This window comes from Marinobacter sp. DY40_1A1 (assembly GCF_016597815.1).
In the GTDB taxonomy this organism is placed as follows: domain Bacteria; phylum Pseudomonadota; class Gammaproteobacteria; order Pseudomonadales; family Oleiphilaceae; genus Marinobacter; species Marinobacter xiaoshiensis.
This window is the reverse complement of the sequence record NZ_VCHA01000003.1, coordinates 238,341-262,667: the sequence shown is the minus strand read 5'-3', so window position 1 is coordinate 262,667 and position 24,327 is coordinate 238,341. Positions and strand designations below refer to the sequence as shown.

The 24,327-nt window shown below is 53.2% G+C and carries 25 protein-coding genes and 1 pseudogene; 12 read left to right on the top strand and 14 right to left on the bottom strand.

Features of this window, described 5'->3' with window-relative positions; all coding sequences use genetic code 11:
* Positions 1–132 precede the first annotated feature (132 nt).
* Positions 133–987: a crotonase/enoyl-CoA hydratase family protein gene (locus tag FFI61_RS09640; RefSeq protein ID WP_200201846.1), complete on the top strand. Its 855-nt coding sequence runs from the start codon at positions 133–135 to the stop codon at positions 985–987.
* A 6-nt stretch (positions 988–993) separates the two neighbouring features.
* Entirely contained in the window at positions 994–1,590 is a 597-nt protein-coding gene (locus FFI61_RS09635) for a CPBP family intramembrane glutamic endopeptidase (RefSeq protein WP_310966876.1), read from the top strand.
* Here the strand turns inward: FFI61_RS09635 and FFI61_RS09630 are convergent.
* The gene (locus FFI61_RS09630) at positions 1,587–2,453 is read right to left on the bottom strand and encodes a LysR family transcriptional regulator ArgP (protein WP_200370102.1); all 867 of its coding nucleotides are present in this window, start codon (positions 2,451–2,453) and stop codon (positions 1,587–1,589) included. The two genes, FFI61_RS09635 and FFI61_RS09630, sit on opposite strands and share 4 nt — an antisense overlap.
* Positions 2,454–2,542: 89 nt before the next feature.
* Here FFI61_RS09630 and FFI61_RS09625 point away from each other — a divergent pair, with 89 nt between their 5' ends.
* Positions 2,543–3,157 carry a LysE/ArgO family amino acid transporter gene (locus tag FFI61_RS09625; protein WP_200370101.1) on the top strand — a complete coding sequence of 205 codons (615 nt, stop codon included), beginning with the start codon at positions 2,543–2,545 and terminating at the stop codon, positions 3,155–3,157.
* Between the two features lie 10 nt (positions 3,158–3,167).
* On the opposite strand, the gene FFI61_RS09620 is transcribed toward FFI61_RS09625, so the two are convergent.
* Positions 3,168–3,668 carry a C40 family peptidase gene (locus tag FFI61_RS09620; RefSeq protein WP_200201843.1) on the bottom strand — a complete coding sequence of 167 codons (501 nt, stop codon included), beginning with the start codon at positions 3,666–3,668 and terminating at the stop codon, positions 3,168–3,170.
* 93 nt (positions 3,669–3,761) lie between these two features.
* Between FFI61_RS09620 and arfB the strand changes: the two genes are divergently transcribed.
* Complete coding sequence (arfB, locus tag FFI61_RS09615) at positions 3,762–4,175, top strand: alternative ribosome rescue aminoacyl-tRNA hydrolase ArfB (protein ID WP_200370100.1); 414 nt, start codon at positions 3,762–3,764, stop codon at positions 4,173–4,175.
* Here the strand turns inward: arfB and FFI61_RS09610 are convergent.
* Positions 4,166–5,242, bottom strand: a complete 1,077-nt coding sequence (locus FFI61_RS09610) for an alpha/beta hydrolase (RefSeq protein WP_200370099.1) — start codon at positions 5,240–5,242, stop codon at positions 4,166–4,168. The genes arfB and FFI61_RS09610 overlap by 10 nt on opposite strands.
* A gap of 116 nt (positions 5,243–5,358) precedes the next feature.
* On the opposite strand from FFI61_RS09610, the gene FFI61_RS09605 reads away from it, so the two are divergent.
* Positions 5,359–5,676, top strand: a complete 318-nt coding sequence (locus FFI61_RS09605) for a DUF2007 domain-containing protein (protein ID WP_200370098.1) — start codon at positions 5,359–5,361, stop codon at positions 5,674–5,676.
* 26 nt (positions 5,677–5,702) lie between these two features.
* On the opposite strand, the gene rluF is transcribed toward FFI61_RS09605, so the two are convergent.
* Entirely contained in the window at positions 5,703–6,647 is a 945-nt protein-coding gene (rluF, locus tag FFI61_RS09600) for a 23S rRNA pseudouridine(2604) synthase RluF (protein WP_200370097.1), read from the bottom strand.
* Positions 6,648–6,784: 137 nt separating this feature from the next.
* Between rluF and FFI61_RS09595 the strand changes: the two genes are divergently transcribed.
* Positions 6,785–7,537 (top strand): substrate-binding periplasmic protein, encoded by a 753-nt coding sequence (locus tag FFI61_RS09595; protein WP_200370096.1) that lies wholly within the window; start codon positions 6,785–6,787, stop codon positions 7,535–7,537.
* Between the two features lie 16 nt (positions 7,538–7,553).
* Here FFI61_RS09595 and FFI61_RS09590 read toward each other — a convergent pair whose 3' ends face one another.
* The 3 genes from FFI61_RS09590 to FFI61_RS09580 all read right to left on the bottom strand — a co-directional run bounded on the left by FFI61_RS09590 (position 7,554) and on the right by FFI61_RS09580 (position 11,562).
* Entirely contained in the window at positions 7,554–8,378 is an 825-nt protein-coding gene (locus FFI61_RS09590) for a DUF6160 family protein (RefSeq protein WP_200201837.1), read from the bottom strand.
* Between the two features lie 90 nt (positions 8,379–8,468).
* Positions 8,469–10,280, bottom strand: a complete 1,812-nt coding sequence (locus tag FFI61_RS09585; protein WP_200201836.1) for a choice-of-anchor D domain-containing protein — start codon at positions 10,278–10,280, stop codon at positions 8,469–8,471.
* A gap of 259 nt (positions 10,281–10,539) precedes the next feature.
* Positions 10,540–11,562 carry a helix-turn-helix domain-containing protein gene (locus FFI61_RS09580; RefSeq protein WP_200370095.1) on the bottom strand — a complete coding sequence of 341 codons (1,023 nt, stop codon included), beginning with the start codon at positions 11,560–11,562 and terminating at the stop codon, positions 10,540–10,542.
* A gap of 365 nt (positions 11,563–11,927) precedes the next feature.
* On the opposite strand from FFI61_RS09580, the gene FFI61_RS09575 reads away from it, so the two are divergent.
* Positions 11,928–12,467, top strand: a complete 540-nt coding sequence (locus tag FFI61_RS09575) for a class I SAM-dependent methyltransferase (RefSeq protein WP_227714802.1) — start codon at positions 11,928–11,930, stop codon at positions 12,465–12,467.
* A 38-nt stretch (positions 12,468–12,505) separates the two neighbouring features.
* Here the strand turns inward: FFI61_RS09575 and FFI61_RS09570 are convergent.
* The 7 genes and pseudogenes from FFI61_RS09570 to FFI61_RS09540 form a co-directional block, all read right to left on the bottom strand.
* Positions 12,506–12,652: pseudogene (locus tag FFI61_RS09570) on the bottom strand (TIGR00366 family protein); the annotation flags it as partial.
* 212 nt (positions 12,653–12,864) lie between these two features.
* Complete coding sequence (locus FFI61_RS09565; protein ID WP_200370093.1) at positions 12,865–14,319, bottom strand: phospholipase D family protein; 1,455 nt, start codon at positions 14,317–14,319, stop codon at positions 12,865–12,867.
* An 18-nt stretch (positions 14,320–14,337) separates the two neighbouring features.
* A complete protein-coding gene (locus FFI61_RS09560) occupies positions 14,338–15,072 on the bottom strand; it encodes a glutamine amidotransferase (protein WP_320159506.1) in 735 nt (244 codons plus the stop codon).
* Positions 15,069–15,794 (bottom strand): YebC/PmpR family DNA-binding transcriptional regulator, encoded by a 726-nt coding sequence (locus FFI61_RS09555; protein ID WP_200201832.1) that lies wholly within the window; start codon positions 15,792–15,794, stop codon positions 15,069–15,071. The genes FFI61_RS09560 and FFI61_RS09555 overlap by 4 nt, the downstream gene beginning before the upstream one ends.
* 110 nt (positions 15,795–15,904) lie before the next feature.
* Entirely contained in the window at positions 15,905–16,705 is an 801-nt protein-coding gene (locus FFI61_RS09550; protein WP_200201831.1) for an MBL fold metallo-hydrolase, read from the bottom strand.
* A 149-nt stretch (positions 16,706–16,854) separates the two neighbouring features.
* Complete coding sequence (locus tag FFI61_RS09545) at positions 16,855–17,283, bottom strand: SRPBCC family protein (RefSeq protein ID WP_200370092.1); 429 nt, start codon at positions 17,281–17,283, stop codon at positions 16,855–16,857.
* Between the two features lie 115 nt (positions 17,284–17,398).
* Positions 17,399–18,274, bottom strand: coding sequence for an AraC family transcriptional regulator (locus FFI61_RS09540; RefSeq protein ID WP_200370091.1), 876 nt, complete (start codon positions 18,272–18,274; stop codon positions 17,399–17,401).
* Positions 18,275–18,439: 165 nt separating this feature from the next.
* Between FFI61_RS09540 and FFI61_RS09535 the strand changes: the two genes are divergently transcribed.
* The 5 genes from FFI61_RS09535 to mmsB all read left to right on the top strand — a co-directional run bounded on the left by FFI61_RS09535 (position 18,440) and on the right by mmsB (position 24,131).
* Positions 18,440–19,933, top strand: coding sequence for a CoA-acylating methylmalonate-semialdehyde dehydrogenase (locus FFI61_RS09535; protein WP_200370090.1), 1,494 nt, complete (start codon positions 18,440–18,442; stop codon positions 19,931–19,933).
* Positions 19,934–20,063: 130 nt separating this feature from the next.
* The gene (locus tag FFI61_RS09530) at positions 20,064–21,230 is read left to right on the top strand and encodes an acyl-CoA dehydrogenase family protein (protein WP_200370089.1); all 1,167 of its coding nucleotides are present in this window, start codon (positions 20,064–20,066) and stop codon (positions 21,228–21,230) included.
* Between the two features lie 26 nt (positions 21,231–21,256).
* Positions 21,257–22,036 carry an enoyl-CoA hydratase gene (locus FFI61_RS09525; protein ID WP_200370088.1) on the top strand — a complete coding sequence of 260 codons (780 nt, stop codon included), beginning with the start codon at positions 21,257–21,259 and terminating at the stop codon, positions 22,034–22,036.
* 41 nt (positions 22,037–22,077) lie between these two features.
* A complete protein-coding gene (locus FFI61_RS09520) occupies positions 22,078–23,181 on the top strand; it encodes an enoyl-CoA hydratase/isomerase family protein (RefSeq protein WP_200370087.1) in 1,104 nt (367 codons plus the stop codon).
* A 62-nt stretch (positions 23,182–23,243) separates the two neighbouring features.
* Positions 23,244–24,131 carry a 3-hydroxyisobutyrate dehydrogenase gene (gene mmsB, locus FFI61_RS09515; protein ID WP_200370086.1) on the top strand — a complete coding sequence of 296 codons (888 nt, stop codon included), beginning with the start codon at positions 23,244–23,246 and terminating at the stop codon, positions 24,129–24,131.
* Positions 24,132–24,327 lie beyond the last annotated feature (196 nt).

The following is a 24,327-nucleotide window of genomic DNA, read 5'->3' as shown; positions in this document are numbered from 1 at the left end:
GGCCACTGTACCTGCTGGTCGATGAAAAGCAAAGGACTTTCTTGTACGCATAAACCCGACATTTTCAGCAACATGAGGTATGTTTGCCTCAGCAATTTGAAATATCAATTAATTAACAAAGGAGTTTCCGCCTTGTCTGAGCTATCTACCTACGAAAGTTTTTCTGTAAGTGTCGAAAACAAGATTGCCCATGTGCAGTTCAGTCGCCCCGAAGCACTGAACTCCATGAACAAGGCCTTTTGGCTCGAACTGCCCAAGTGCATGCAGGACATCGAAGCGAACACTGATGCCCGGGTAATTGTAGTGTCGTCCACGGGGAAGCACTTTTCAGCCGGCATGGATCTTGGTGTTTTTACAGACTCCAAGGCAGTGCCTATGAGCGGTGATCCTGGCCGAATGGCAGAGAATCTGCGCCGGGTTGTTATGCAGCTTCAGGATACTCTCACGTCGCTGGAAAATGTTCGTTTACCAGTGCTTGCCGCTATTCATGGAGGCTGTATTGGTGGTGCTCTGGATTTGGTATGTGCGGCAGATAGCCGTTACTGCACGGAAGATGCATATTTCACTATCAAGGAAACCGAACTGGGGATGACCGCCGATGTGGGCACTCTGCAGCGGTTGCCCAAATTGATGCCGGAAGGCGTTGTGCGTGAACTGGCCTACACCGGTCGCAAGTTTACCGCGCAGGAAGCCAAAGGGCTGGGGTTTGTGAATGCTGTTTTCACTGATCAGGACGCACTGATTGCAGGCGTTATGGATATTGCTTCTCAAATTGCGGCTAATTCACCGCTGGCGGTTACCGGCTGTAAAGAAATGCTGAACTACAGCCGTGACCATACGGTCGCTGATAGCCTGAAGTACATGGCAACCTGGCAGGCAGGAATGTTCAGACCCACCGATATGATGAAAACCTTCCAGGCTAAGGCCCAGAAGCAGGCGCCACAATACGATGACCTGTTCCCGGTGAAGGGGCTTTTTGAAAAGTAATCGGCGGTGACGAAACACAATCGCGCGAAAGTTTCTCCTGTTTCCGCCCTGATGTTTCAGGGTGGGATAGGGGTTGCTGGGTTGTTGGTGATTCTGGTCGCCGATATCCCGATTCAGACGTTTGGTACCGGGATTCTGCCAAGCGTATTTTATGGAGTACTGGGTGCGCTTTGCACCTACGGCGCATTGTTGCTGGTCAGTCAGATTCCAGGTCTGTTCCCGGGCAATTTCGAACGCCAAATGCACGGCTTGCACCGGTTTGCGTCAGGGTATTCATGGTTCGTTCTGTTTCTGCTTTCGGTGTTTGCCGGGGTGGGGGAGGAACTCTTGTTCAGGGGAGCCTTGCAAGGCTGGCTCGCCACAAGCGCAGGCGCTATACCTGCCGTGCTGATAGCGTCAGTACTCTTTGGCCTGGTCCACTACATATCCTTCACTTACTTTATTGTGGCTACCGTCCTTGGGCTGGTTTTGGGCCTGGCTTATGCGATGACGGACAGCATCCTTTTGGTTATGATCTGGCACGGCGTTTACGACATGGTAGCGCTGTTCTGTCTGCTTCGGTTTCCTGAGTGGTTTGGCATAAGCCTGCACTCGAGAGATTAAGAGCGTGCCGCTTTCAATGCTGCCGTCAGCCGCTCGATAACACCCCCGCTATGACGCCAGAAGTGCCAGTACAAGGTTACTTCCAGTGATTGACCGGGAGCAATACTGATAAGGCGCCCTGCCTCGATGTCAGGCTTTGCCTGAATCTCCGGAATCATGCCGTAACCCATGCCTGCCAGAGCCAGTTTCACAAAACCTTCTGAAGACGGGCATAAATGATAGGGGAAGGCGCCATGGTAGCCACTCTGAGCCAAAAACCGATGCTGTAGCTGATCGTTTGGCCCGAATACAATTGCCGGTGCTGATTGAAGGCTCTGCTCATTAAAGCCCTGACTGAAATGCTGTGCTTTATATGAAGGTGTTGCCAGAGGCAGATAGGACATTTTGCCAAGCGGAACGCAGCGAGCCCCGGGTACGGGTTGTGAATTGCTGCACAGGCATGCGACCACATCACCTTCACGCATGCGGCGCAGTGCTATGTCCTGATCTTCAATGACCATATCCAGCAACAATGCTTCGTCCCGACAGAATTCGCCGATGGCGCTGGCCCACCAGGTTGCGAGGCTGTCAGCATTCAGGGCGATGCGTAATCGAGCTGTCGGTTCGGGAAGCGATGGAAGGGATTTTGCCAGATCCCTTTCAAGTAGTTGAACCTGCTGAACGTGATTTAGCAGCCGCTGCCCGGCAGGCGTGGCTCTTGGAACAGGGCTGCGTAATAGAACCGGTTGTCCGATCCGGATCTCCAGAGTTCGGATGCGCTGTGAAATAGCGGACTGGCTCAGGCCAAGCACGACACCTGCCCGTTCAAAACCGCCTGTTTCGATAACCGTTGCGAGGGCTTCCAGTAATTTGTAATCGATCATAAGAGAAATTAATGCAGCATTATGAATATGAATTTCAAGTATACGGAGAAGCGGCTATTCTTGCGGCATAAAATTTGGAGTGAAAACCTGTGGTTGAAAGTTATTTTACGGGCTTAATAGTCGGTGGCGGGCTTATTGTTGCGATCGGTGCACAGAATGCCTATGTGCTAAGTCAGGCTATCCGGCGAGAGCACCACTGGTGGGCGGCCGGTGTGTGCATGACCGCAGATATCACCCTTTTCACCCTTGGTATGTTCGGAGTTAGTGCTGCCTTAATGGCCATGCCTCAGGCGCTGGAGGTTCTGCGCTGGTTTGGCGTGGTTTTTCTTGGCTGGCTTGCGGTACAAGCCTTTGTTCGCGCCAGTCGGGGCAGGGCAACGCTTGAGGCCAGAGAGGTTTCGCGCCGAAGTGTGAAAGGCGTGTTGCTCACCACCCTGGCGGTTACCCTGCTTAACCCTCATGTATATCTTGATACTTTACTGTTAGTGCCCGCAGTGGGTGCCCAGCAGCCAAGCGCAGCCGCTTTTTTAGCGGGCGCCAGCAGTGCGTCTGTTCTTTGGTTCGGCTTGTTGGCTTGGGGTGGGTCAGCAATGGCGCCTGTCCTGTCTCGCCCACTGGTTTGGCGAGTTATTGATGGCGTTATTGGTGTGATGATGGCTGCCATTGCTCTTCAACTGGCTCTCAATGGCAGCCTGGAGCCATAATCAGGAAGTCCTAGTCAAACCGCCGAGCGCCTGAGAAGCGATCTTTCCAGTAATACCCATTCAGATTCGACATGATGACGCCGGACGACGTTGATGCATGGATGAAGCGGTTATCGCCCATATAAATGCCAGCGTGCTGGTCTTTCCCCGCGATTCTGAAGAACACGATATCACCAGGTTCAACGTCTCCCGGATGAACGACATCGCCATAGCTCAGCATTTTCGAGGTTGTGCGCGGCAGGGTTTGCCCCAAACTCTCACGATAGGCCGTTGTTATAAAACCTGAACAGTCGAACCCTTGCGCAGTGGTGCCGCCGTATTGATACGGCGCTCCCTGGTAGCGTTCGAAGGCTTGCCACAGCTTTTCAGCTTTCGCATTACCCGGTATGAACTCGGGTGATGAGTATTGTGCTGAAGCATTGCCGGATTGCAGAGCCTGGTTGCTGGCGCAACCACCGAGAAACAGGGAGGAAAGAAAAATAATAAAGCCAAACCTGAAAACCTGAGACATACAAATACCTGAGCAATCGTTCTTTGAACCTACTTTATTACCGAACTGCAGTTATGTCAGGTTACGGTTTGCACGATTTGGTATCCTTGCGGCATGTTGAAACTATCAAATGCTGTCGAAATTGCTGAATGGGAAATTGAGATTACCCAGATTCGGTCTCAGGGTCCCGGTGGGCAGAATGTAAATAAAGTGGCCTCGGCGGTGCACCTGCGCTTTGATGTGCCAAACTCTGCACTGCCGCCGTTTTACAAGGAGCGCCTCATGGCGCTGCAGGACCAGCGCATCAGCAAGGAAGGTGTGATCATTATTAAAGCCCAGTCGTTTCGTACACTGGAGCTGAATAAGGAAGATGCGCTTGAGCGCCTGAAAGAGCTGATTCAGGAGGCAGTCAAGGTACAGAAAGTGCGCCGTGCTACCCGGCCATCCAAATCTGCCCAGCGCAAACGAGTGGATAAAAAAACTCAAAAAGGCAAAACCAAAGCACTGCGCGGCAAGGTTCAGGTGTGAGTCATCTCTGATTCGCGGTTGACGGCTTCAATCTTCTTGATAAAGGCCTCTACGTCTGCAAAGGCCTCTTCAGCCTCTGGTAGCACGGGTGTAAAAATCTGCCATACGTGAACCATGTCCGACCAGGTGTGCAGTTCCACCTGTGAGCCTGCAGCGTTTGCTTTGGCGGCGTATCGCCGGGCGTTGTCCAGTAGCATCTCGGACGTACTGGCCTGGATCAGTATAGGGGGCAAATCAGCAAGATTACCCAGCAGGGGTGATGCAACAGGACTGGTTGGTGAAATACGGAAAGCCGCCAGTGTTGCCCACCAGATAACCGGCTTTGGAATCTTCGACAGACCGCCAAAAACAGGCCCCAGCATAGGATCTGTAGAGATATTGTTACGGTTGCTCGGTGCTGAAAGAGTGAGATCTGTGGACGGTGAAAACGCCACGGCGCCGTTTGCCTGGCGCAGGCCGCTGTCACGAATCCAGGCCAGCAGGCCAAGTGTATGGCTGCCACCCGCAGAGTCTCCCGCCACCAGAATGAATGATGCCTCCCCAGCACCCTCCGGGCCGTTATCGACCAGCCAGGTGTAGGCTTCACGACAATCACGCACACCATCCATAAAACGATGCTCTGGCATCAGGCGGTAATCCACGGCAAAGACGGCTGCATTGGCTATGTGGGACAGCCGATTGGTAATGGCCCTGTGGCTTCGGGAGCTCCCGGCTGCCCATGCACCGCCATGGATGTAGAGAATGCGCCTGCGGGTATCACAACCCGGCGCGATCACCCATTCGCCGCGAGGGTTATCGCATCGCCGAAATTCTGATGTAAGTTCAAGGCCATCACTCAGGCTGTCCAGATGTTTACGAAGTGCCATGAGTCTTGCTTTGCCGCGAAGCCCGATACCAGCTCTGCGCATCTCCTTCAATCGCTCCAAAACATTCTGGTTCTCTGCACTGGGGCTTGTTGCCCTTACTGAATAGGTTTCCTTGTCCAGGTGGGAAAGGTCCTCTATGCGGAAAAGAAGAAAGGTCAGTGCAACAATAAACAGAACGACAGTGGCGATAATCCAGAACATGAGTAGCCCGTATCCTGAGAGTTGGCCCGGATGGGCCGGGCACACTATGCTTTGAGTATAAAGCATCGCAGATTTTTGCGGTTGATGCCCCCAAATTTCACAGAAGGAGAAGGGCGATGCAAATAGCCTATCGTGCCAAGGACATCACAGAAGCGCATATCGTTGCCGGGTTACTGAACGCCAGCGGCATTAAAACCCATGTGGGCGGGCTTTATCTGCAGGGTGCAATGGGTGAGATTGGTGCAGCGGGTTTTAGCAATGTGCATGTAGATGATGAGGATCTTTATCCGGCCCGGCAGGTGATTGCAGAGTATGAGGCAAATGGTCAGGCCGTTCCTGCCACGGAAACCGTTGAGGGTAAGCCGGACTCTTATGCCCGCTGGTTTTTGCTGACAATGGCTGTCCTGGCATTGATTTGGTTAAATCTTCGCTGATGCAGCCGCCATTTCGTGCTTGGCGATCATCGCTTAACACTGCGCTGCCGTGGCTTTCCGGCTTTGGGGCGCTTTGACGACACAGGTTTTTTTCCTGCAGAGGGCCTTGTGTTCGAAGGCCCGGTTTTTTTTCTGCCTGTATTGCTATCCCGCTGGCCAGTTTTTGGCCCGGGTGCAGGCGGGCGCGGGGAACCCTTGGGTTTGCCAGTCGCCTTTTTCCTGGCGGCGGGCTTGGCTGGCGCGCCATCAGACGAAGAATCCCGTATGGCATCGTATAGGCCCGCCAGTTCTTTCTCTGTAAGATCCCGCCACTGACCCACTGCCAACCCCTTGAGATTGACGTTCATAATACGAACACGTTCAAGCCGGGTTACTTCAAACCCGAAATGTTCACTCATTCTTCGAATCTGCCGGTTCAGCCCCTGCACCAGTATGATGCGAAATACAAAACGGCTTTCTTGAACCACTTTGCACTTTTTGGTCATAGTGCCGAGGATGGGTACACCTCCGGACATGCCTTTTATGAACGCCGCGGTGATGGGTTTATCAACGGTGACTACATACTCTTTTTCGTGATTGTTGCCGGCGCGGAGGATTTTGTTAACCAGATCCCCGTTGCTGGTCATGAAAATCAGCCCCTGTGAATCTTTGTCGAGGCGTCCGATTGGAAAAATGCGCGTACTGTGACCAACAAAGCGCTGGATGTTGTGTTTTTCCGCATCATCGGTTGTGCTGACGATCCCCACCGGCTTATTGAGAGCGATGAATACCAGATCTTCTTCCGCCCGAGGCTCAATCACTTGGCCATTAACTCTTACCGTGTCGCCGGGTGATACTTGGTCGCCCACGCTGGCGCGCTTGCCATTGATGTAGACATTGCCCTGTTCAATGTAACGATCCGCTTCCCGGCGTGAACACATGCCGCTTTCGCTGATGTATTTATTAAGGCGCGTGGAATGATTGCTGGTCATTTATTGTCCGGTTGTGAGGCTGAGACGGGGCATCATAGCAGGCGGCTGGCTGTCTCGCAGCCCACCGGTTGGCGCTTTATAGTTCAGTCTGTCATTATTTTTACACGTACTTATCAGCCCTGAGGGCGTAGGCATCAATGAATCATACCCAGTATTTTCTCTTGCCGTGGGCAGTGCGCCTACGAAAAGCTTTCGCAGGTCTGGTTCTGCTGCTTGCTCTTCCAGCCTCCGCGCAGACGATTCACCTGGTAACGGAGGAATGGCCTGGATTGATTGATGATACTCCACAGGGGCCAAGCGGTGTGCTCTGGGACATATCGAGGGATGTGCTTGAAAGCATGGGATATGACGTAAAGCTGGATTTCGTTCCCTGGAAACGGGCTCAGCGCCTGGTATCAGAAAATTCGCGTGACGGTATTATTGGTATAGGCATAACGGATGAGCGGGAGAAAATCTTTCGTTTTCCGGAAGAGGCTCTTCTGGTTAGTGAAACGGCGGTATACACGCTGAAGGAAAAAGGTTTTGAGTATGAGGGTCTGGATTCCCTGAGAGGGATGAATGTTGGTGTGTCTCCCGGCTATGTTTATTCATCTGAAGTCAGGGCCGCCACTCATTTTGAGCAAGTGGATATGCCAACTATTGAGTCTGGGCTCAAGATGCTTTTGCTAGGACGTATTGATGCCATGCTGGCAAATCGGAATGTTGTTCGGGGGCAGGGGGAGCGACTGGGCATTACGCATCAGATCAGGGCGTCGGAGAAGCCCGTCAGTGGTGGGCCGGTTTACCTGGTTTTCAGTCCGGGAACATCATCAGAGTTTCTGGAGGCATTTTCTCAATCACTGAAACGCTATAAGAACTCCGGGGCATACGCAGTTGATGGCCTCCGGTAAACCGGAGGCCATTTTTTCAGTGCCCGTATATCCGCATGGATGTGTTCTGGATTGCGAGGTTGTCCAGAGCAACTGAACCTATCGAGGTGCCGCCTACGAGCACCTGCCCGATGGTTATGTCAGCCTCAAAGGTATTCAGATCAATTGCCAAAGCTGAACTGCCGTTGGCCCGTGCACCGTTGTAGATATCCAAATCCACTTTCGCGCCAAGACGGGTGATAAGCGGGTTGTTTGGATCGAAGTCAGCGCCGGTCACGCGCATATCACGAATGCCAAGAGCCAGAAACGGGATATCGACATCCAGGTCGTCTATGGCAAACATGGTTTGCACGTTCATCTTGTCGGTTGCTGTGTCGATGCGAATTCTCAGCTCCGTCAGGATGCCGTCCATGGCAAAGTTGTTGGCCAGCAGGGTGGAATCAGTGTGTCCCTGTAGTGACCATTCGCCAGTGGTTACAGAGAAATCGATCGGCGCAGCAACCAATGGGAATACGTTGATGAGCGCGTCACCATCATCTGCAATGTCAATTTCTACCTTGATGTTGTCAATCAGGGTGCTGGACTGGCCAAACAACAGATTCCGGATTCCGGGATCTGTAAATTCAGCAAACATGTCTGTGCGATCAGCACCGCCAATGAAAATGTCTTTTACGGACAGTGAGCCTTCATCCGTATAGCGGAACTCTCCAATATTGACCTGGGTTTCCAGCTCAATGGTGACACCGGCCTGGCCGGTGATGTTACCCATGTGGGTGTCTTCAAGGGGCTTTAATTCCGCGTGCGCCGCGAGCGACAGACTTGAAATTGCCAGCACCAGTACTGATTTCTTCAGGCTTTTCATAATTATTCCTTTTTTGCTTTTGTTATGTAGGTCAGCCGGTTTTTATGCCGGCTGACCTGTTGGGGCTTTGTTCAATCAGCCCTCTTTTCCTTACAGTTCCGGAGTCAACGTCAAGTCGATGGTGTTGCCGGAACCAGTCAGGAACTGGTTAAGAACGCTTGTCAGAAGACCACAGTTTTCCAGTGGTGGCAGGTCATAAACGCCGCTTACTTCACCGCCAGTTGCAGGCGAGAAGTTAGAGCCATCTTTGGACGTCAAGGTGATATCCACAGGCTGGATTGACTGGCACTGATCGCCGCCACCAACTTTGATGGGAAGGCCGAACAGTTTGAGTTGAACCTTGGGCACCTTGATAAACAGGTGGGAGTTGGCGGTCAGCTTGCCGTTTACCAGGCTGCCAGTGGTCATTTCAGACTGCTGGAACTCTACGTTGGCTGTCGCTTTCAGGCGACTGAACAGAAGTTTGATTGAGAAGTGACCAACAGTGGGGTCAACGTTCAGATCGGCTTCGAAGGTACCGCTAGCCAATTCCAGAAGTGTTGCGATGCTGCCGGTCAAAGGCAGGCTGCTGTCTGAGGATTTAATGTAGGTAGAACCTGCAAGGCTCAATAACAGCTCGAGTTCATTCGTAGGTGCTTCATAGCCTTCAGCGGTCAGGGCCACTGAGACCTCCGCGTTTTCAGGATCGCTGGAAGAAATCACCAGCTGTGCATTGCGCACGCCTGCGGAAGCGGCTGTGAAGCCAACATCGATGGCGCAGGTCTGTGCAGGTGCGACCGTGGTGCAGTTATTGGTCTGCAGGAACTCGCTAGCGTCTTGGCCTGCAACGTTGATGCTGTTGATAAGGAGGGTGTCGGTGCCGTTGTTGGAGATGGTGACCTGAGCAGATTTGCTCTGGCCCAGCTGAATCCGGCCAAGATCTACAGAACCGGGTGTTACAGCAATTTCAGGAACCGGTGCAAGAACACTGCGGCCAGTCAGTGCAACGTCGACAGAACTGTTGTCCGCGTCGGTTGAGTTAATGGTCAGAGTTGCACTCTGTGGGCCTTCGCCGTCTGGAATATAGGTAACGTTTACGTTACAGCTTGCACCGGCTGCGATGGTATTACAGCTGTTGCTTTGCATGAATGCACTGGCGTTTGTACCAGCAATCGAGATGCTGTTGATGCCCAGTGCGGCATTACCAGTATTGCTCAGTGTAACGGTTTCATCTTTTGTAAGACCCGCCTGCACGTTGCCAAAGGCTACGTCGGTGCGATTTACGGCAAGGCGTGGTGTTTCGACAGTGTCATTTTCCACGGTCACTGTTTGCAGCAGGTTGTCCTGACCTGCCAGCAGGGTACAGTTTGTTGTGATTTCGCCAATTGGAGCCGGTGCAATGTCACCGCTGGCGGTGCGAGCCACCAGATTCAGCGTGAGGCCGCCAACGCGGATTTCCGCGTTACCAACGTCCTGGTCGGTAAAGGTGAATTCCGGAGCTTGGCCATTGGCCGGAACAGTGAATGGGCCGGATGCTGACGGGATGGGGCTTGGGGGAATTGTCAGAGTGACAGTTTGCTCGACCGTGCGACCAGCGGTAATAATCTGATTGGTATTTACCGCTGTGCCTTCAACGGTTTCTGAACCAACCAGTTTGAGACCGGTGCGGGAATCTTCGTTTACCAGTGTCATTGCCGTTACCGCAAAGGCGGGCAAAGGAGTGCCCACGACTGCGTTTGTTGGAATATCGGCGGTGATTTCGGCACTGATGGGCTGTTCGCCTATGAGTGGAAATGGGCAGCTGAATTGGAGATTTGTGGAGACCGGGGCAGCGATAGCGCTCCCGGCGCCGGACATTAATGCCGCAGCCGCCAGGGCGGGTGCAAGCACGCGACCGCGGGGGATGGAGTTCCTGAGTTTCATGAGTTCGTCCTCTGTAAAGCATCGTTGTTATAGGAGGGCGCGCAGACTGCACCGACTAAGGACTGCTCGATCGGACATGCAAAATACCCTTTTGCCACGCGTTTAAACGCAAGTGTGCCCGAGTATTAGGCCTTTGAAGGTGGCCAGGGGTCATTGCCGTTCCCGGCATGGTCTTTGTTCAAAGCGGAGAGAAGGTGCGGAGAATGTTGAAACCGTGACCGGCTTCAAATTGCTCCGGTCACGTCTTTTTTGTCAGGGGTCAGGTTGTTTTACGGGATTGTTTTCGCACGTCGCCGGGAGTCTTGCCAGTCCAGGCGCGGTAGGCCTTGGTAAAACTTGCCTGATCGCTGAACCCGAGTTTTTCGGCAATAGATTCCAATGGCACATTGGTGTCGTTCAGATAAAGAGTTGCGAAGTTTTCACGAATTTCATTTCTGACTTCACGAAACGACGTACCTGCACTGGCAAGATGTTGGCGCAAGGTGCGAGTGCTGATATCCAGGCGCCGGGCAATGTTTGCGGTGGTGCAGGATCGGCCTGGCTGGCTCATAACCATGTCTCGAACCTGCATCAGTGTTTCATCAGCCAGCCCGGCTTTTTCTTCTTTGGCGTTGCGACTGCGAGCAAGCAGAAACCTCAGGCTGACAGTGTCCTTTTGGGTAGGCTGTCCCTTCAGCGCCATGGAAATCTGGTTATATGGCGCATCAAAGTGGAACTCGCAGTCTGGCGCGAGTGATTGCCATGAGCTGGTGTCGCGGTTAGAGGAGAAAGCAAACTGGAAATTGAAATGATCGCAGATTTCTGCAGATACGCGATGAATGCTGCCCATGTACATTTTCGTGACGCAGGGAGCCAGCTCACCAAGCCCCCAGGTATCGAGCAGTCGGATGTGGAAGGTTGATCCGGTAGAGTGCAGCTCCATGTCCATAAGTGGGAGCCCCACCCGGAGATATTGCACGATCATACTGATGAGCTGCCGGGGGTTGTCTTGGCCAAGCACTGCAAAGCCCAGCAGACCATGGCTTGGCAGATCCAACTGTTGCCCAAACTGGAAAGCCGCCCGTTCATCGTTCATCAGCCAGTCGGCTTTTTGCAGTGCTGACGTTATCTGCTGCATGCTTATGCTTGCGTCCGGATCATTGAGCATGGAGTCGGTTATGCTGGTGTCGCTGAGAAGGACCGCCCGCTTTACCCCTCGTCGCTCCATGAATTCCATGAAACGACGAGCATAGCGTGCAGAAATCAGTGGCACCTGAAGAGCCATACTATTTGAAATGTCCATATTCCTGTCCCTGGGGCGAGCATAGCCCTTAACATCGTCATGATTTACGATTGTTATTAGTTTCGAAAATCCGTTACTGCAGGGTTTCCTTGGCTGGCAGTATAGGCGTGCGGCGCTGGCGGCATTTTGGGGGTCTGTCACGAAATGGCCATCATGGCCGGAAATGACAATGAAACATTTGTCAGGTTTGAGCTTACTGAGTTGGGGTGCATTTGCAGAAAATGACGGTGGTATCCGAGGGAAATTCGAAAGTCAGTCCGGGCGTAAATGCTACATGCACGGTTTGTGAGAAGGCTTTGTTGGCGCGGTTCAGGGTTGTGGCGGGCAAGGAATATCTGCGTTGTCCATATTGCAAGGCAACCCTTATGGCCCAGGTAAACTGGCTTGCGCCGGAAGAAGAGCGTGCCGTTTATAACCTTCACAACAACGATCCGGATGACACAGGGTACCGGTCTTTTCTTGAAAAACTTGCCCTGCCCATGCTTGCTTGCATCCAGCCAGGGGCTTGCGGTTTGGATTTCGGCTGTGGTCCGGGCCCTGCGCTTGCAAAAATGATGCGGGAGGCGGGTATGGGTGTGGAGCTCTACGATCCATTTTTCTACCCAGCCGAATCAGCCCTCAGCCGTCAGTATGATTTCATTACCTGCACAGAGGTTGTGGAGCATTTACATTACCCCGCCAAGGTGTTCAGCCAGCTGAATGGATTGTTAAAGCCTGGGGGCTGGTTGGGCATAATGACCTGCTTTCAGACCAGTGATGACCAATTTGACCGGTGGCATTATCGGAGGGACCCCACGCACGTTGTATTCTATCGGGAAGCCACCTTAAACGTTATTGCTCAGCGTATGGGGTGGGCTATGACGGTGCCGTGCAAGGATGTGGTGCTATTCTATAAACCGCTATAGATACCGGGGGCACCTTGCCCCCGGTGGGTTTTCTGTTTTTAAAGCCATGTAAGCCCCACGCTGATGATCACGCCCGTGATGACCAGTAACATCAGGCAATATCCCATGATGTCTTTCGCCTTGAGCCCGAAAATTGCCAGTACAGGCAGAGCCCGGAAGGGTTGCAGGAGGTTGGTCCAGGCATCCGCCGGAGGGAACAAAAAATGTTCACCAGACCGGCGCTGATTTGGCCTTCAAATACCATGGTAGCTCTGTTGAGAATGCTGTATCTCCTTGTTATTGTTGGTTTTGATATGCGCCAGCTTAGATGGAGGCCAGATAAAAACCAAACCTGATGGCATAAGCAGAAGGCATAGGGAGACGTTCGGTAACGAAGGTGCCGGGCAGAGAGGTTGATTTAAAAAGTAGACAGCCCGGTGGCTTCCATCAAGCGGTAGCGCCAGTAGCGTAGGCGGGAGTTATCAGCCCAGCGCTCATAGGGCAGACTAAGTACCGGATCACTACCTGGGCCCGATTGCCACTGAGTTTCAAAGAAGCCAGCGGCTTTCGTAGCCACTTCCGAATCTGCTGGAACGGCTACCCAGGCATTGGTTTCCAGGTTTAGGTCATCAAGATTGCGCCGGGTAAAGTTGGCGGAACCCAGAAGAAGTTCGGTGGAGCCTGCCAAGGGGCTCAGCATTAACAATTTGCTGTGACACTGCTCCCCAAAGGTGTTGCACCAGCGCACAGGGATGCCGGCTTTGTGAAGTTCCAGGGCAACCTGGCGGTTCGGTATGCCACTCTTCTGATGGCCGAATGCTTCGTTATTGGCATCGAGAAGCACCCGCACCTGTACACCACGATCATGCGCGTCAAGCAGGGCAGTGACTATTCCGCGATGCGAGAGGTAGAAGAAGGCGAGGTCCAGGCGGCTGCCGCTTTGGGCCTTGGCGATCATTTCGAGCGCGGTATCCCGAATGGCCGATTCTGTTTTGATTGCAACGGAGCCAGTCGCACTATCAGCCGACTCAGCCGTCGATAGTTTTGAACTTGTCCGGCTAATCAGTGCGTCCAGTACTGGGTTGTACTGAGATGCCATGGCCAGAACCGCCTGCTCACTTTTCAGAACATCAGCAACCGCAGGGCCAGTAAAGCTAATGGCAATGTTGCTGTGCCGGCTACTGCCATCATGAGGATTGGCAGATGTTATCAGGGCGCGTAGCTTATCCCCTTCATCAGTAACCAGAACCTTGCGGTGGTTTGCTTTGAAGTTGGGTAGGGCAAGGTAGCTGCGAACGGTGACAGGTTCTGTGCCCAGGGCATTTGGCAGCCAGCCGCCTTCAGAATTGTTACCAAACCATTGGCAGCAAACGCGCCAGATGGCAGACCAGGCAGGATTGCTGTCACGAAGCGGCCGCAAGTTGGTTTCTGTTACGGAAATGCCAGCCTGCCGAAGCGCCTGAAACCAGGGTGACTCTGAGCCTCCGTAAAGAGTGTTCAGGGGGTCAGAGATAACAATAATCTCCAGCTCCGGCAGTTTTGCCTTCCGGTTGATCAGGGCATGGGTTAGCTGCTCGGAAAGGTGACGGTGCTCCACGCCTTCAGGGCTGCTGCTGTTGAAAAGAAACATGTCGACCAGAATGAAGGACTGGGCCTGGCCGATGAGGCGCAGGATTTCGTCAAATATTTCGTGGTCGCGGGTTTCTGAGCCATTGTTGTGATGATTGGTCGAATCCTTTAGCAGGATTGCGTCATTGAGAGGGTGTGTGTCGCCATTATGGCTGATACCGGGAGGCAGGGGTTTGTAAGAATGAAACAAACCCACACCCACCAGTGTCAGAACTACGAATGCGAGCAATACCTTCAATGCCATAAGCAGCCCGGTGCAGATTTAACCTGCGTGGTTGTGTTTTACCAATCTAGAGAAGCGCTCCAGCAGCCCAGAGGCTTCCGGTGCCTCTTCAACCGAGTTAATCATGGCTTGTGGGTCAAGCCCTTCCTGCTCCAAAGCGGGCGCTTGCACGGTGAGGTAGGCTTTCATCACAGCACTGGAAAACTCCGGATGAAACTGCACGCCCCAGGCGCGCTCGCCAAACCGAAAAGCCTGATGCGGCTCAAACTCATTGCGGCCCAGTAAAACAGCGCCTGGGGGCAGGCTCAGTACCGACTGCATGTGAGTGAGTTGTGCACTGAATACTCTTGGCATGTCGCGGAACAGAGGATCATCCTGGGCGCTGGCAAGCAGTTCGACCCTTCTGGTTCCACTTTCGCGGCCTTCTGGGTGGTAGCCTACTTCACCGCCCAGGGCATGGGCGAGAAGCTGGTGTCCGTAACATACGCCCAGCATGGGGATGTTCATATCAACCACCCGTAACACCCATTGAGCAGCTCGTTCGCTCCAGGGTTCGCGATCGCTGACCATGGCGGGTGAACCTGTTACTACGATGCCATCCCAATCGGCTGGATCGCTCGGTAGCTCATCAGCCTGAGCATTAAATACGGTAACGTCAAGATCAGGCGATAACCCGCGCAGGAACCATTGCTCAAAGTCACCGAACTGCTCTTCGATGGATGGGTAGGTGCTACCGGTTTTGAGAATGGCCACTCGTGGCTTTGGCTGGCTCACTGTTCTGGCAATTCTGCGTTGTGGAATATGTTTTGCACGTCATCCAGTTCGTTCAGCATATCGCAAAACTTCTCGAACAACGGGATATCATCGCCTTCCACTGGTGTGGTGGTTTTAGGCAGGAACTGAATTTCGTCAACTTCAAAGTCGATATCGGCAAAGGCTTCTGTCAGCGCCTGGCGAGCTTTGGCGTATTCCGTGTTTGGTGTGAATACTGTGATCTGGCCTTCTTCGTTTTCAATGTCGGTAACGTCGACATCGGCTTCCATCAGCGCCTCGAGCACGGCGTCTTCGTCTTCACCTTTGAAAACGAAAATGGCGCAGTGATCGAACATGTGAGCGACGGTGCCGGGCGTACCGATCTTGCATTTGGTTTTGGTGAAGGCCAGTCGAACATCACCAAAAGTGCGGTTCGGGTTGTCGGTCAGGCAGTCAACGATGACCATGCAGTTGCCAGGGCCGTAGCCTTCATAGCGAGCGGTTGAGTAGTCTTCGCCTGCGCCGCCCTTGGCTTTATCAATCGCCTTTTCAATAACATGGGAAGGAACCTGATCTTTCTTCGCGCGCTCAATCAGCCCTCGCAGAGACAGGTTGGCCTGGGGGTCTATACCGCCAGACTTGGCCGACATGTAAATTTCGCGCCCGTACTTGCTATACACCTTGGTTTTGGCCGCCGCCGTTTTGGCCATGGATTCTTTGCGGTTTTGATAGGCTCTGCCCATTTTTTGCGCTGCCTCATACTTGCTGGGGAAAAAGTGGGATTTTACGCAAGAATAGCAGTTTGGGACAGGTCTATTTGACGGACCTGTCCCTCAGGTTACCCGTTTGGCGCTTAGATGTAGTCAACAGGGGCACGATAGTTGTCCTGCACCATCAGGTCGATACCACATTCAACATTGCTTACCCAGGTCAGGAAGCGGTCAATCATCGCAGGCCCTTCGAAGCGCTTTCCATGCTGAGGTACGATCATTTCAACGTCCATATCCCGGATCATATTGGCCCAAAGTCGGCAGACCTTGTTTGAAGCAATATAGCGCCGATGGAATCCCATCATGTGAGGAATATGTTGGTCGAAATCCTTTACGGGCAGATGGTCATCGTCTGCGCCCATGGACGCTCCGAGATCGCCTGAAAACAGAATTTTCGAGACGGGATCATAAAACTGCAGGTTCCCTACCGAGTGCATGAAGTGGGCTGGCAGGCACTGCAGGTAGGAATCCCCGAACCTGACGTTGGCGCCCGAATCCGGAATGCTGACAATGCGATCATAAACGCTTCCGCTCAGCTGGTTGGTGACATAGCTGGACACCAGGTGAGGGAGGAACCTTGCCCACAGTTTGGATGTCACAATTTTCGCATTGGTATGGACTATCCAGCGGTCGATGGCGCCAATTATGTCTGGGTCCTGGTGAGATGCGAACACAAAATCCATGTCCTTTATGTTCATAAACTTGGAGGCCGCGACCGCAAGGGGTGTGTAGGTAAGGTCGCCGCCCGGATCAATCAGGGCCTCGTGTTTGCCATCGACTAGCAGGAACTGATTGGACTGGACACCTTCTCCGGTGACCAGGGAATCAAACATCAGGCACTTATGATGCCCGTTATCGAACAGGACAATCGGCTCGTTCGCCATCTTGATCTCCGCAGTAAAGGAAGGCCGGCTATATCGCCGGATATTGCAAGTTGCGCGGAGAGTACAAAATTGATGGATAACAACAATTGCCTCAGGTCAATTATCTGATATCCATCAAGTAACGATTTGTTTCGCTTGAATAAAGCGGCTCAGGCCAGCCTTGGTACCTTCTTCATGCCGCGGCGTATGGCATTCTCCAGACCAGCGCTAAGCAGTTTGCCTGTGTAGGGAACGCGGTCTTCAAAGGTAATCCGGTAGCGCACGCGGGTGTAACCTTCCGGCGTATCCTCAAAGCGAATCCGGCCCAGGTGATTGCGAATCGGGCTCATGCTGGTGATTGTGTATTCAATCAGTATGTCCGGTTCGAAGCTGGTGACGGTTTCTTCCAGGCCAAAAGGGCCAATGCCAACCTTACGCACAGAACCCAAGCCGTTAGGGTCGGCCTGGCCGCTGTTTTTGATGCGCTTTACGGGTGCGCCCAGTAGCTTTCCGAAGCTTTGGTGGTCGGCAAACAGGGCAAACACCCTGCTGCGGGGTACATTGAAGGTTTCATCAATTTCAAATGTATGCGTAGCCATTTCGTGTGCTCTTTATTGTGTCTTTGTTCCGAAGACTAGCGGTTTCGTTACTCCAACAAAAGTCGTAGATGGCGGCAAGGCAGTAACTGGCCTGTTGTGCCGTGCCAATTCATTGTTAGTGCCTTGGTGTATGCCTGTAGTCTCTGGGCGATTGCCCCATTACTTTCTTGAACAGTCGGGAGAAATAATAAGCGTCGTCATAGCCCAGGCGATGGCTTATTTCGGCAAAACTCAGGTTTGTGGTGTCCAGCATCTGGCAGGCGCGTTCTACCTTGAGGTGCAAAAAGTGCTGAATGGGAGAGGTTCCGGTCTGCTCTTTGTAGCGAGTGGCGAAGTGCGTGGGAGATAGCCCGGCAAGATCCGCTAGTTGCTCCAGGGTGATGCGCTTGTCCAGATGCTCGTGCATATAGTTGTTGATGGTATCCAGTTCGCTTTTTCGTTCATGGCTTGTTTCATCGATGCTGATGGGGATTGCAGCAAGCAGTTGCCTTAGTCGATTGGCAGCATGAATCAGCCCCTGTGCACGGAAGCCAGTCTGCCGAACGGAGAGCAAGCCATTAAAATCCACTAAAAGCCTGGGTTGGCGCCCCAGATGACGGACGGGTGTTGAATCATCAAACCCCATGTACTTATGGAACTCGTTTGACAGCGGCCCGGTGTAGTGAACCCAGTGGATCGTCCAGGGATTATCCGGATCTGTTGTGTAGCGATGGCTGGCGCCCGCAGGCAGCAAGAGAAGGTCTCCTGCCTCCAGTGTGTAGGGCACACCTTTTACGCTCAGGAATGCCCGGCCATCGGTACAGTAAATCAAAAGATTGTCGCGGTGATTCTCCCGGTGCATGTGGTGTCCCGTGGCTCGGCGGTAATGGCCGAAGGCCAACGGGTAGAGATCACGCGTAAGTGGGTGCTCAGACAAAAGACTGATAATAGAGGCAGGCACCACATAGCGAATGCTGTCTTTGGGCACTGGCCACTGGGAGGTTTGAATCATGATTGTTACTGCTGCTCACCATCTTGTAATCGAAAGATAGTCCATCAAGGTCGAAATTTAGTCAATCACCAAGTGCTGATGGGCGTGCTAAGGTCTATCCATACATAGCCAAAGTGATCCTGATTTTGGCCAGCCTCTCGCACAACAACAAACAGGGATACCGACATGAAAAACGTTCCACTGTACCTTGCTGGTGAATTTGTTCAGAGCCAGACCAACGAATGGATTGATGTGACCAATCCGGCCAATAACGAAGTGATCGCCCGGGTTCCATGCGCAACCGATGCTGAAATGCGTAAGGCAATCGATACGGCTGGCGAGATGTTCAAAACCTGGAAAGAGGTTCCGGTCTCTGAGCGTGCCCGCGTGATGATGCGTTACCAGGCTCTGTTGAAAGAACATCACGACGAAATTGCAGAAATTCTTTCTCAGGAAACCGGTAAAACCTTCGATGATGCCAAAGGTGATGTGTGGCGCGGTATTGAAGTGGTTGAGCATGCGGCCAACATCCCTTCCATGATGATGGGTGAGACGGTTGAAAACGTAGCGCGTACAGTCGATACCCACTCCTGGATCCAGCCACTGGGTGTTTGTGCAGGTATTACGCCGTTCAACTTTCCAGCGATGATCCCACTTTGGATGTTCCCCCTCGCTATCGCCTGCGGCAACACATTTATTCTCAAGCCTTCCGAGCAGGATCCGCTGACTCCGATGCGACTTGCTGAGCTGTTTGAAGAGGCTGGTGCCCCCAAGGGCGTGTTGCAGGTTGTTCATGGCGGCAAGGAACAGGTGGATGTTCTGCTTACTGACCCTGCCATTAAAGCCATATCGTTTGTGGGCTCTGTGCCTGTGGGCCGTTATATCTACGAAACCGGTACCCGCCACATGAAGCGCGTTCAGAGCTTTGCTGGCGCCAAAAATCACATGGTGATCATGCCGGATGCTGATAAACAGCAGGTAATCAATGCTCTGGTTGGCGCCTCTGTAGGTGCAGCTGGTCAGCGTTGCATGGCTATCTCCGTGGCCGTGTTTGTGGGTGAAGCCCAATCCTGGATTCCTGAATTGAAAGAAGCCATGGCGAAGATTCGCCCGGGTGCCTGGAACGACTCCGGTGCCAGCTATGGACCAGTCATTTCCCCCAAGGCGAAAGAGCGTGTTGAAGCACTTATTGCCACGGGTGAGGCCCAGGGTGCGAACCTGCTTCTGGATGGTCGTGGCTGCACTGTAGACGGACTGCCCGATGGCAACTGGGTTGGCCCTACACTGTTTACCGGCGTGACCACCGAAATGGACATCTACAACGAAGAAATCTTCGGCCCTGTGTTGGCCTGCATGGAAGAGGACAGCCTGGAAGACGCCATCGAGCTGATTAACAAGAGCCCATACGGTAATGGTGTATCGATCTTTACTGCCTCCGGCGGCGCGGCCCGTAAGTTTCAGCATGAAATTGAAGTGGGGCAGGTGGGTGTAAATATTCCCATTCCTGTGCCCCTGCCGTTCTTCTCATTCACCGGCTGGAAAGGCTCTTTCTACGGTGATCAGCACGCATACGGCAAGCAGGCCATTCGCTTCTACACTGAGACTAAAACGGTTACCTCCCGTTGGTTCTCCAGTGAGGCAACATCATCTGAGGCGAACTTCTCTATCCAGCTGCGTTAACTGTTTTGAAGGTGGGTTGGTTTGGGTCGGAACGTGTTTCCGGCCCCTTTTTTCATCCCGAGTGAACAAGCACACTTGAGCCAGGTTAATCTGGAGAACGTGCAGAACGCGCAGAACTTGGAGAGAAACGATGAATTTTAACCTCACTGAAGACCAGTTGGCGTTCCGCGAGGCCGCTCGAGCCTTTGCTGAAAAAGCCATGGCACCCCACGCAGCCAAGTGGGATGACGAGCATATTTTCCCGGTAAGCGTTCTGAAAGAAGCTGGCGAAATGGGCTTTATGGGCATTTATACCCCGGAGGCGCTTGGCGGCATGGGCCTTTCCCGGCTGGATACCTCTGTGATTGTTGAAGAACTGGCCTCTGCCTGCCCTTCAACGGCTGCATTTATCACGATTCATAATATGGCGACCTGGATGGTTGCGAGCTTCGCGCCCGATGACCTTAAACAGGAATTGGTGCCGAAACTGGCCAGCGGGGAGCTGCTGGCATCTTACTGCCTGACGGAACCCGGTGCGGGTTCTGACGCGGCCAGTTTGCGCACTAAAGCTGTGCGAGATGGCGATGATTATGTGATCAATGGCAGCAAGATGTTTATCTCCGGTGCCGGTGAGACGGACATTCTTGTGTTGATGGCGCGCACGGGTGCGGCAGATTCAGGCGCCAAGGGTATTTCCACCTTTGTGATCCCGGCCAACGCGGAAGGTATCACCTACGGCAAGAACGAAGAGAAAATGGGCTGGCACAGCCAGCCAACTCGTACCGTTAACCTTGAAAATGTACGTGTTCCGGTCACCAATCGTGTGGGTGAAGAAGGCGACGGGTTCGCCATTGCCATGAAGGGCCTTGATGGTGGGCGCCTTAACATTGCCACTTGTTCTTTGGGTGGTGCCCAAGCTGCGCTGGTGAGAGCCCGCAACTATATGCACGAACGGCAACAGTTCGGAAAGCCTTTGGCCGCTTTCCAGGCGTTGCAATTCAAACTGGCAGATATGGCAACCAATCTGGTGGCAGCCCGGCAGATGGTTCGTCTTGGTGCCTATAAACTGGATACCGGCGATTCTGAAGCTACATTGCACTGCGCCATGGCGAAGCGTTTCGCAACTGATGCCTGCTTTGAAGTGGTGAATGATGCACTGCAGTTGCACGGAGGCTACGGTTATATACGGGAGTACCCTCTGGAGCGCTTCCTGCGCGACCTGCGTGTGCACCAGATTCTGGAAGGTACCAACGAAATTATGCGTCTGATTATTGCCCGTCGCTTGTTGGATGACGGTGTGGCCGAGGCCATTCAATAAATCGCAAAAATAACAGGAGAAGGATGATGAGCGATCTGATTCAGCTCGAGAAACGCGAACACATTGCAATACTGACCATCAACAATCCACCGGCCAATACCTGGACAGTGGATTCTTTGGCTGCGCTGACAAACATCGTCCGTGAGCTTAATGAGGACAAGAATATTTTTGCATTGGTTCTGACCGGGCAAGGCGAGAAGTTTTTCTCCGCCGGTGCTGACCTGAAAACCTTTGCCGATGGCGATAAGGCCCGTGCCAATGAAATGGCTCAGCTCTTTGGTGAGGCATTTGCGGTATTGACCGCGTTCCGTGGTGTATCCATCGCTGCGATTAACGGCTACGCCATGGGCGGCGGGCTTGAGTGCGCCCTAGCCTGCGATATCCGTATTGCCGAAGAGCATGCGCAGATGGCTTTGCCAGAAGCGACGGTTGGCTTGCTGCCCTGTGCTGGCGGAACCCAGAACCTGCCCTGGATTGTGGGCGAAGGCTGGGCCAAGCGCATGATTCTGTGTGGCGAGAGAGTGAAGGCCGACAAGGCTTTGCAGATCGGCCTGGTTGAGGAAGTGGTCCCCAGTGGCAAAGGCCTGGAAAAGGCCCTGGAATTGGCTGAAATGGCCTGCAAGCAGAGCCCGTCTTCCGTTGCCCGCTGCAAAACGCTGGTGATGAGCTCCCGCGATGGCCGCAGCCATTCCGACAGCTGGCGCATGGAGCGTGAACTTTTTGTTGAGCTGTTTTCCACCGAAGACCAGAAAGAAGGCGTGAATGCCTTCCTGGAAAAACGTAAGCCGGAATGGAAAAACCGCTAAAAGCCTTTTAATCCCTGAGGCATAGGGTTCAAGGAATTGTTATGAGTCATCAACAATCTGTAGAAAGTAACCAGCCGGTTGTCTTTGAAGAGCGGAAGGCCGCCGACGGCGCAGTAATTGCTGTGGCCAGGCTGAATACGCCAAAAGCGCTGAACGCACTGTCTCTTGAGATGATCCGGATGCTGACGCCTCAGCTCAAAATCTGGGCTGAGGACGATCGCGTTCGCGCTGTCTGGATTGAAGCTGAAGGCGACAAGGCGTTTTGTGCTGGCGGTGACATTGTGGCGCTCTACCGAAGCATGACCGAGCCCAAGAGTGGCGGAGGTGCCAGCGCGGGAGAGACCTTCTTTACGGAAGAGTATGAGCTGGACTATATGATCCACTCCTATCCCAAGCCGGTTGTATGTTGGGGCCACGGGATTGTTATGGGTGGCGGTATCGGCATCATGGCCGGCGCCTCCCATCGGGTTGTTACGGAAGCCTCTATGCTGGCAATGCCAGAGAGTAGTATAGGGCTCTACCCGGATGTAGCCGCAGGCTGGTTCCTGAACCGCACACCAGGGCGCACCGGCCTGTTTTTGGGGTTGACCGGCGCTCGCATGAATGCCGCTGACGCCATCTTTGTGGGCCTTGCCGATCGCTTTATCAGGCATGAAGTTAAAGCAGCCGTGGTCGCGGATTTAACGGCGCACAACTGGCAGGGCGAAGATGCATTTGCTGTCGTGGGTAGTGTGCTTAGAAAGCATGAAAACCAAAGTGCTGATGCCTTGCCGGAATCTCAGGTGCGGGCTCACTTCGATGAGATCAATCGTGTAACCGATGCCGACAATCTGGCCAAAATGGTTGCACAGATGAAAGAACTGGCCGGCGGTGACGGCTGGTTGGCCAAATCAACCAAGCCTCTGGCGTTTGCATCGCCAACGTCGTTGGCTCTGTGCTGGCAGCACCTGCAAAACTGCCGCCTGGATAGCCTTCGGGAAGTGCTTGATAAGGAGCTCATACTTTCTAAAAACTGCCTGATTAAAGGCGAGTTTGCCGAGGGTGTCCGTGCGCTATTGATCGACAAGGACAGACAGCCCCGCTGGCGTTACGCGTCGCTGGAAGAAATGGACAGCGAGTGGATTGACGGCTTTTTCCAAAAATAGCCTGACCGGCCGCCTGAGTAGTGGCGGCCGACTCAACCGAACACAAAAACAAGGGGATGATTATGGCAACGATTACCTTCATAGGCTTGGGCAACATGGGTGGCCCAATGGCCAGCAACCTTGTGAAAGCCGGGCACGAAGTAACCGTTTTTGATCTGTCAAAAGATGCAGTAGCCGCGCTGGTATCAGAAGGCGCAAAAACGGCAGATACAGCCCACGAAGCGGCCAAAGGAGCTGAGTGCGTGATCACCATGCTACCGGCAGGCAAGCACGTTGAGGCTGTGTATCTGGGTGAAGATGGGTTGCTGGCGGCTCTACCCGAGGGCACGATGGTTATCGACTCATCCACCATCTCGCCAGAAACGGCTCGCAGTGTCGCGGAACAGGCTGAGACCAAGCGTATTCCATTCCTCGATGCGCCTGTTTCCGGTGGTGTAGGTGGTGCGACAGCGGGCACACTGACCTTCATTTGTGGCGGCGATGAAGAGACCTTTACTAAAGCAAAGCCGATTCTGGAAGCCATGGGCAAGAACATCTTCCATGCTGGCGATCATGGTGCTGGTCAGGTCGCGAAAATTTGCAATAACATGCTGCTTGCCATTTTGATGGCAGGCACCAGTGAAGCATTGGCGCTGGGTGTGAAAAACGGCCTGGACCCTGCGGTTCTCTCCGAAGTTATGAAGCAGAGTTCGGGCGGAAACTGGGCGTTGAATGTTTACAACCCCTGGCCAGGCGTGATGGATGGTGTACCTGCATCCCGTGACTACCAAGGAGGCTTTTTGGTCAACCTGATGAACAAGGATCTTGGCTTGGCCTTCGATAACGCCGTAAAGAATCAGGCGGCTATCCCCATGGGTTCTCTTGCCCGTAATCTGTTTTCCATTCATGCAGAACAGGGCAATGGAACACTGGATTTCTCCAGTATTCAGCGTCTTTACAAGCCCGAGTAACACCTGCCGGGGCACGATGTTTCGTGCCCCGAAACCTCTCCTGATGTGATTCCTTCCCCGGGTTTTTGCCTCTATACATTGGTATAAAACTGTTGAGCAAGATAACTATAAGTAGGACAATGAGTTCGCTCAATTGTGGATCGGTGGCGAGTAAGGCGTAGCCGGTTTCTGATCACGGCTGAAGGCTGCTTTACCT

Bases quoted from the DNA above. Each gene is read 5' to 3' on its own strand.
- FFI61_RS09630 (WP_200370102.1), bottom strand. From the start codon at position 2,453: ATGATCGATTACAAATTACTGGAAGCCCTCGCAACGGTTATCGAAACA.
- FFI61_RS09620 (WP_200201843.1), bottom strand. From the start codon at position 3,668: ATGTCTCAGGTTTTCAGGTTTGGCTTTATTATTTTTCTTTCCTCCCTG.
- arfB (WP_200370100.1), top strand. From the start codon at position 3,762: ATGTTGAAACTATCAAATGCTGTCGAAATTGCTGAATGGGAAATTGAG.
- FFI61_RS09610 (WP_200370099.1), bottom strand. From the start codon at position 5,242: ATGTTCTGGATTATCGCCACTGTCGTTCTGTTTATTGTTGCACTGACC.
- FFI61_RS09605 (WP_200370098.1), top strand. From the start codon at position 5,359: ATGCAAATAGCCTATCGTGCCAAGGACATCACAGAAGCGCATATCGTT.
- rluF (WP_200370097.1), bottom strand. From the start codon at position 6,647: ATGACCAGCAATCATTCCACGCGCCTTAATAAATACATCAGCGAAAGC.
- FFI61_RS09595 (WP_200370096.1), top strand. From the start codon at position 6,785: ATGAATCATACCCAGTATTTTCTCTTGCCGTGGGCAGTGCGCCTACGA.
- FFI61_RS09590 (WP_200201837.1), bottom strand. From the start codon at position 8,378: ATGAAAAGCCTGAAGAAATCAGTACTGGTGCTGGCAATTTCAAGTCTG.
- FFI61_RS09585 (WP_200201836.1), bottom strand. From the start codon at position 10,280: ATGAAACTCAGGAACTCCATCCCCCGCGGTCGCGTGCTTGCACCCGCC.
- FFI61_RS09580 (WP_200370095.1), bottom strand. From the start codon at position 11,562: ATGGACATTTCAAATAGTATGGCTCTTCAGGTGCCACTGATTTCTGCA.
- FFI61_RS09575 (WP_227714802.1), top strand. From the start codon at position 11,928: ATGGCCCAGGTAAACTGGCTTGCGCCGGAAGAAGAGCGTGCCGTTTAT.
- FFI61_RS09565 (WP_200370093.1), bottom strand. From the start codon at position 14,319: ATGGCATTGAAGGTATTGCTCGCATTCGTAGTTCTGACACTGGTGGGT.
- FFI61_RS09555 (WP_200201832.1), bottom strand. From the start codon at position 15,794: ATGGGCAGAGCCTATCAAAACCGCAAAGAATCCATGGCCAAAACGGCG.
- FFI61_RS09550 (WP_200201831.1), bottom strand. From the start codon at position 16,705: ATGGCGAACGAGCCGATTGTCCTGTTCGATAACGGGCATCATAAGTGC.
- FFI61_RS09545 (WP_200370092.1), bottom strand. From the start codon at position 17,283: ATGGCTACGCATACATTTGAAATTGATGAAACCTTCAATGTACCCCGC.
- FFI61_RS09540 (WP_200370091.1), bottom strand. From the start codon at position 18,274: ATGATTCAAACCTCCCAGTGGCCAGTGCCCAAAGACAGCATTCGCTAT.
- FFI61_RS09535 (WP_200370090.1), top strand. From the start codon at position 18,440: ATGAAAAACGTTCCACTGTACCTTGCTGGTGAATTTGTTCAGAGCCAG.
- FFI61_RS09530 (WP_200370089.1), top strand. From the start codon at position 20,064: ATGAATTTTAACCTCACTGAAGACCAGTTGGCGTTCCGCGAGGCCGCT.
- FFI61_RS09525 (WP_200370088.1), top strand. From the start codon at position 21,257: ATGAGCGATCTGATTCAGCTCGAGAAACGCGAACACATTGCAATACTG.
- FFI61_RS09520 (WP_200370087.1), top strand. From the start codon at position 22,078: ATGAGTCATCAACAATCTGTAGAAAGTAACCAGCCGGTTGTCTTTGAA.
- mmsB (WP_200370086.1), top strand. From the start codon at position 23,244: ATGGCAACGATTACCTTCATAGGCTTGGGCAACATGGGTGGCCCAATG.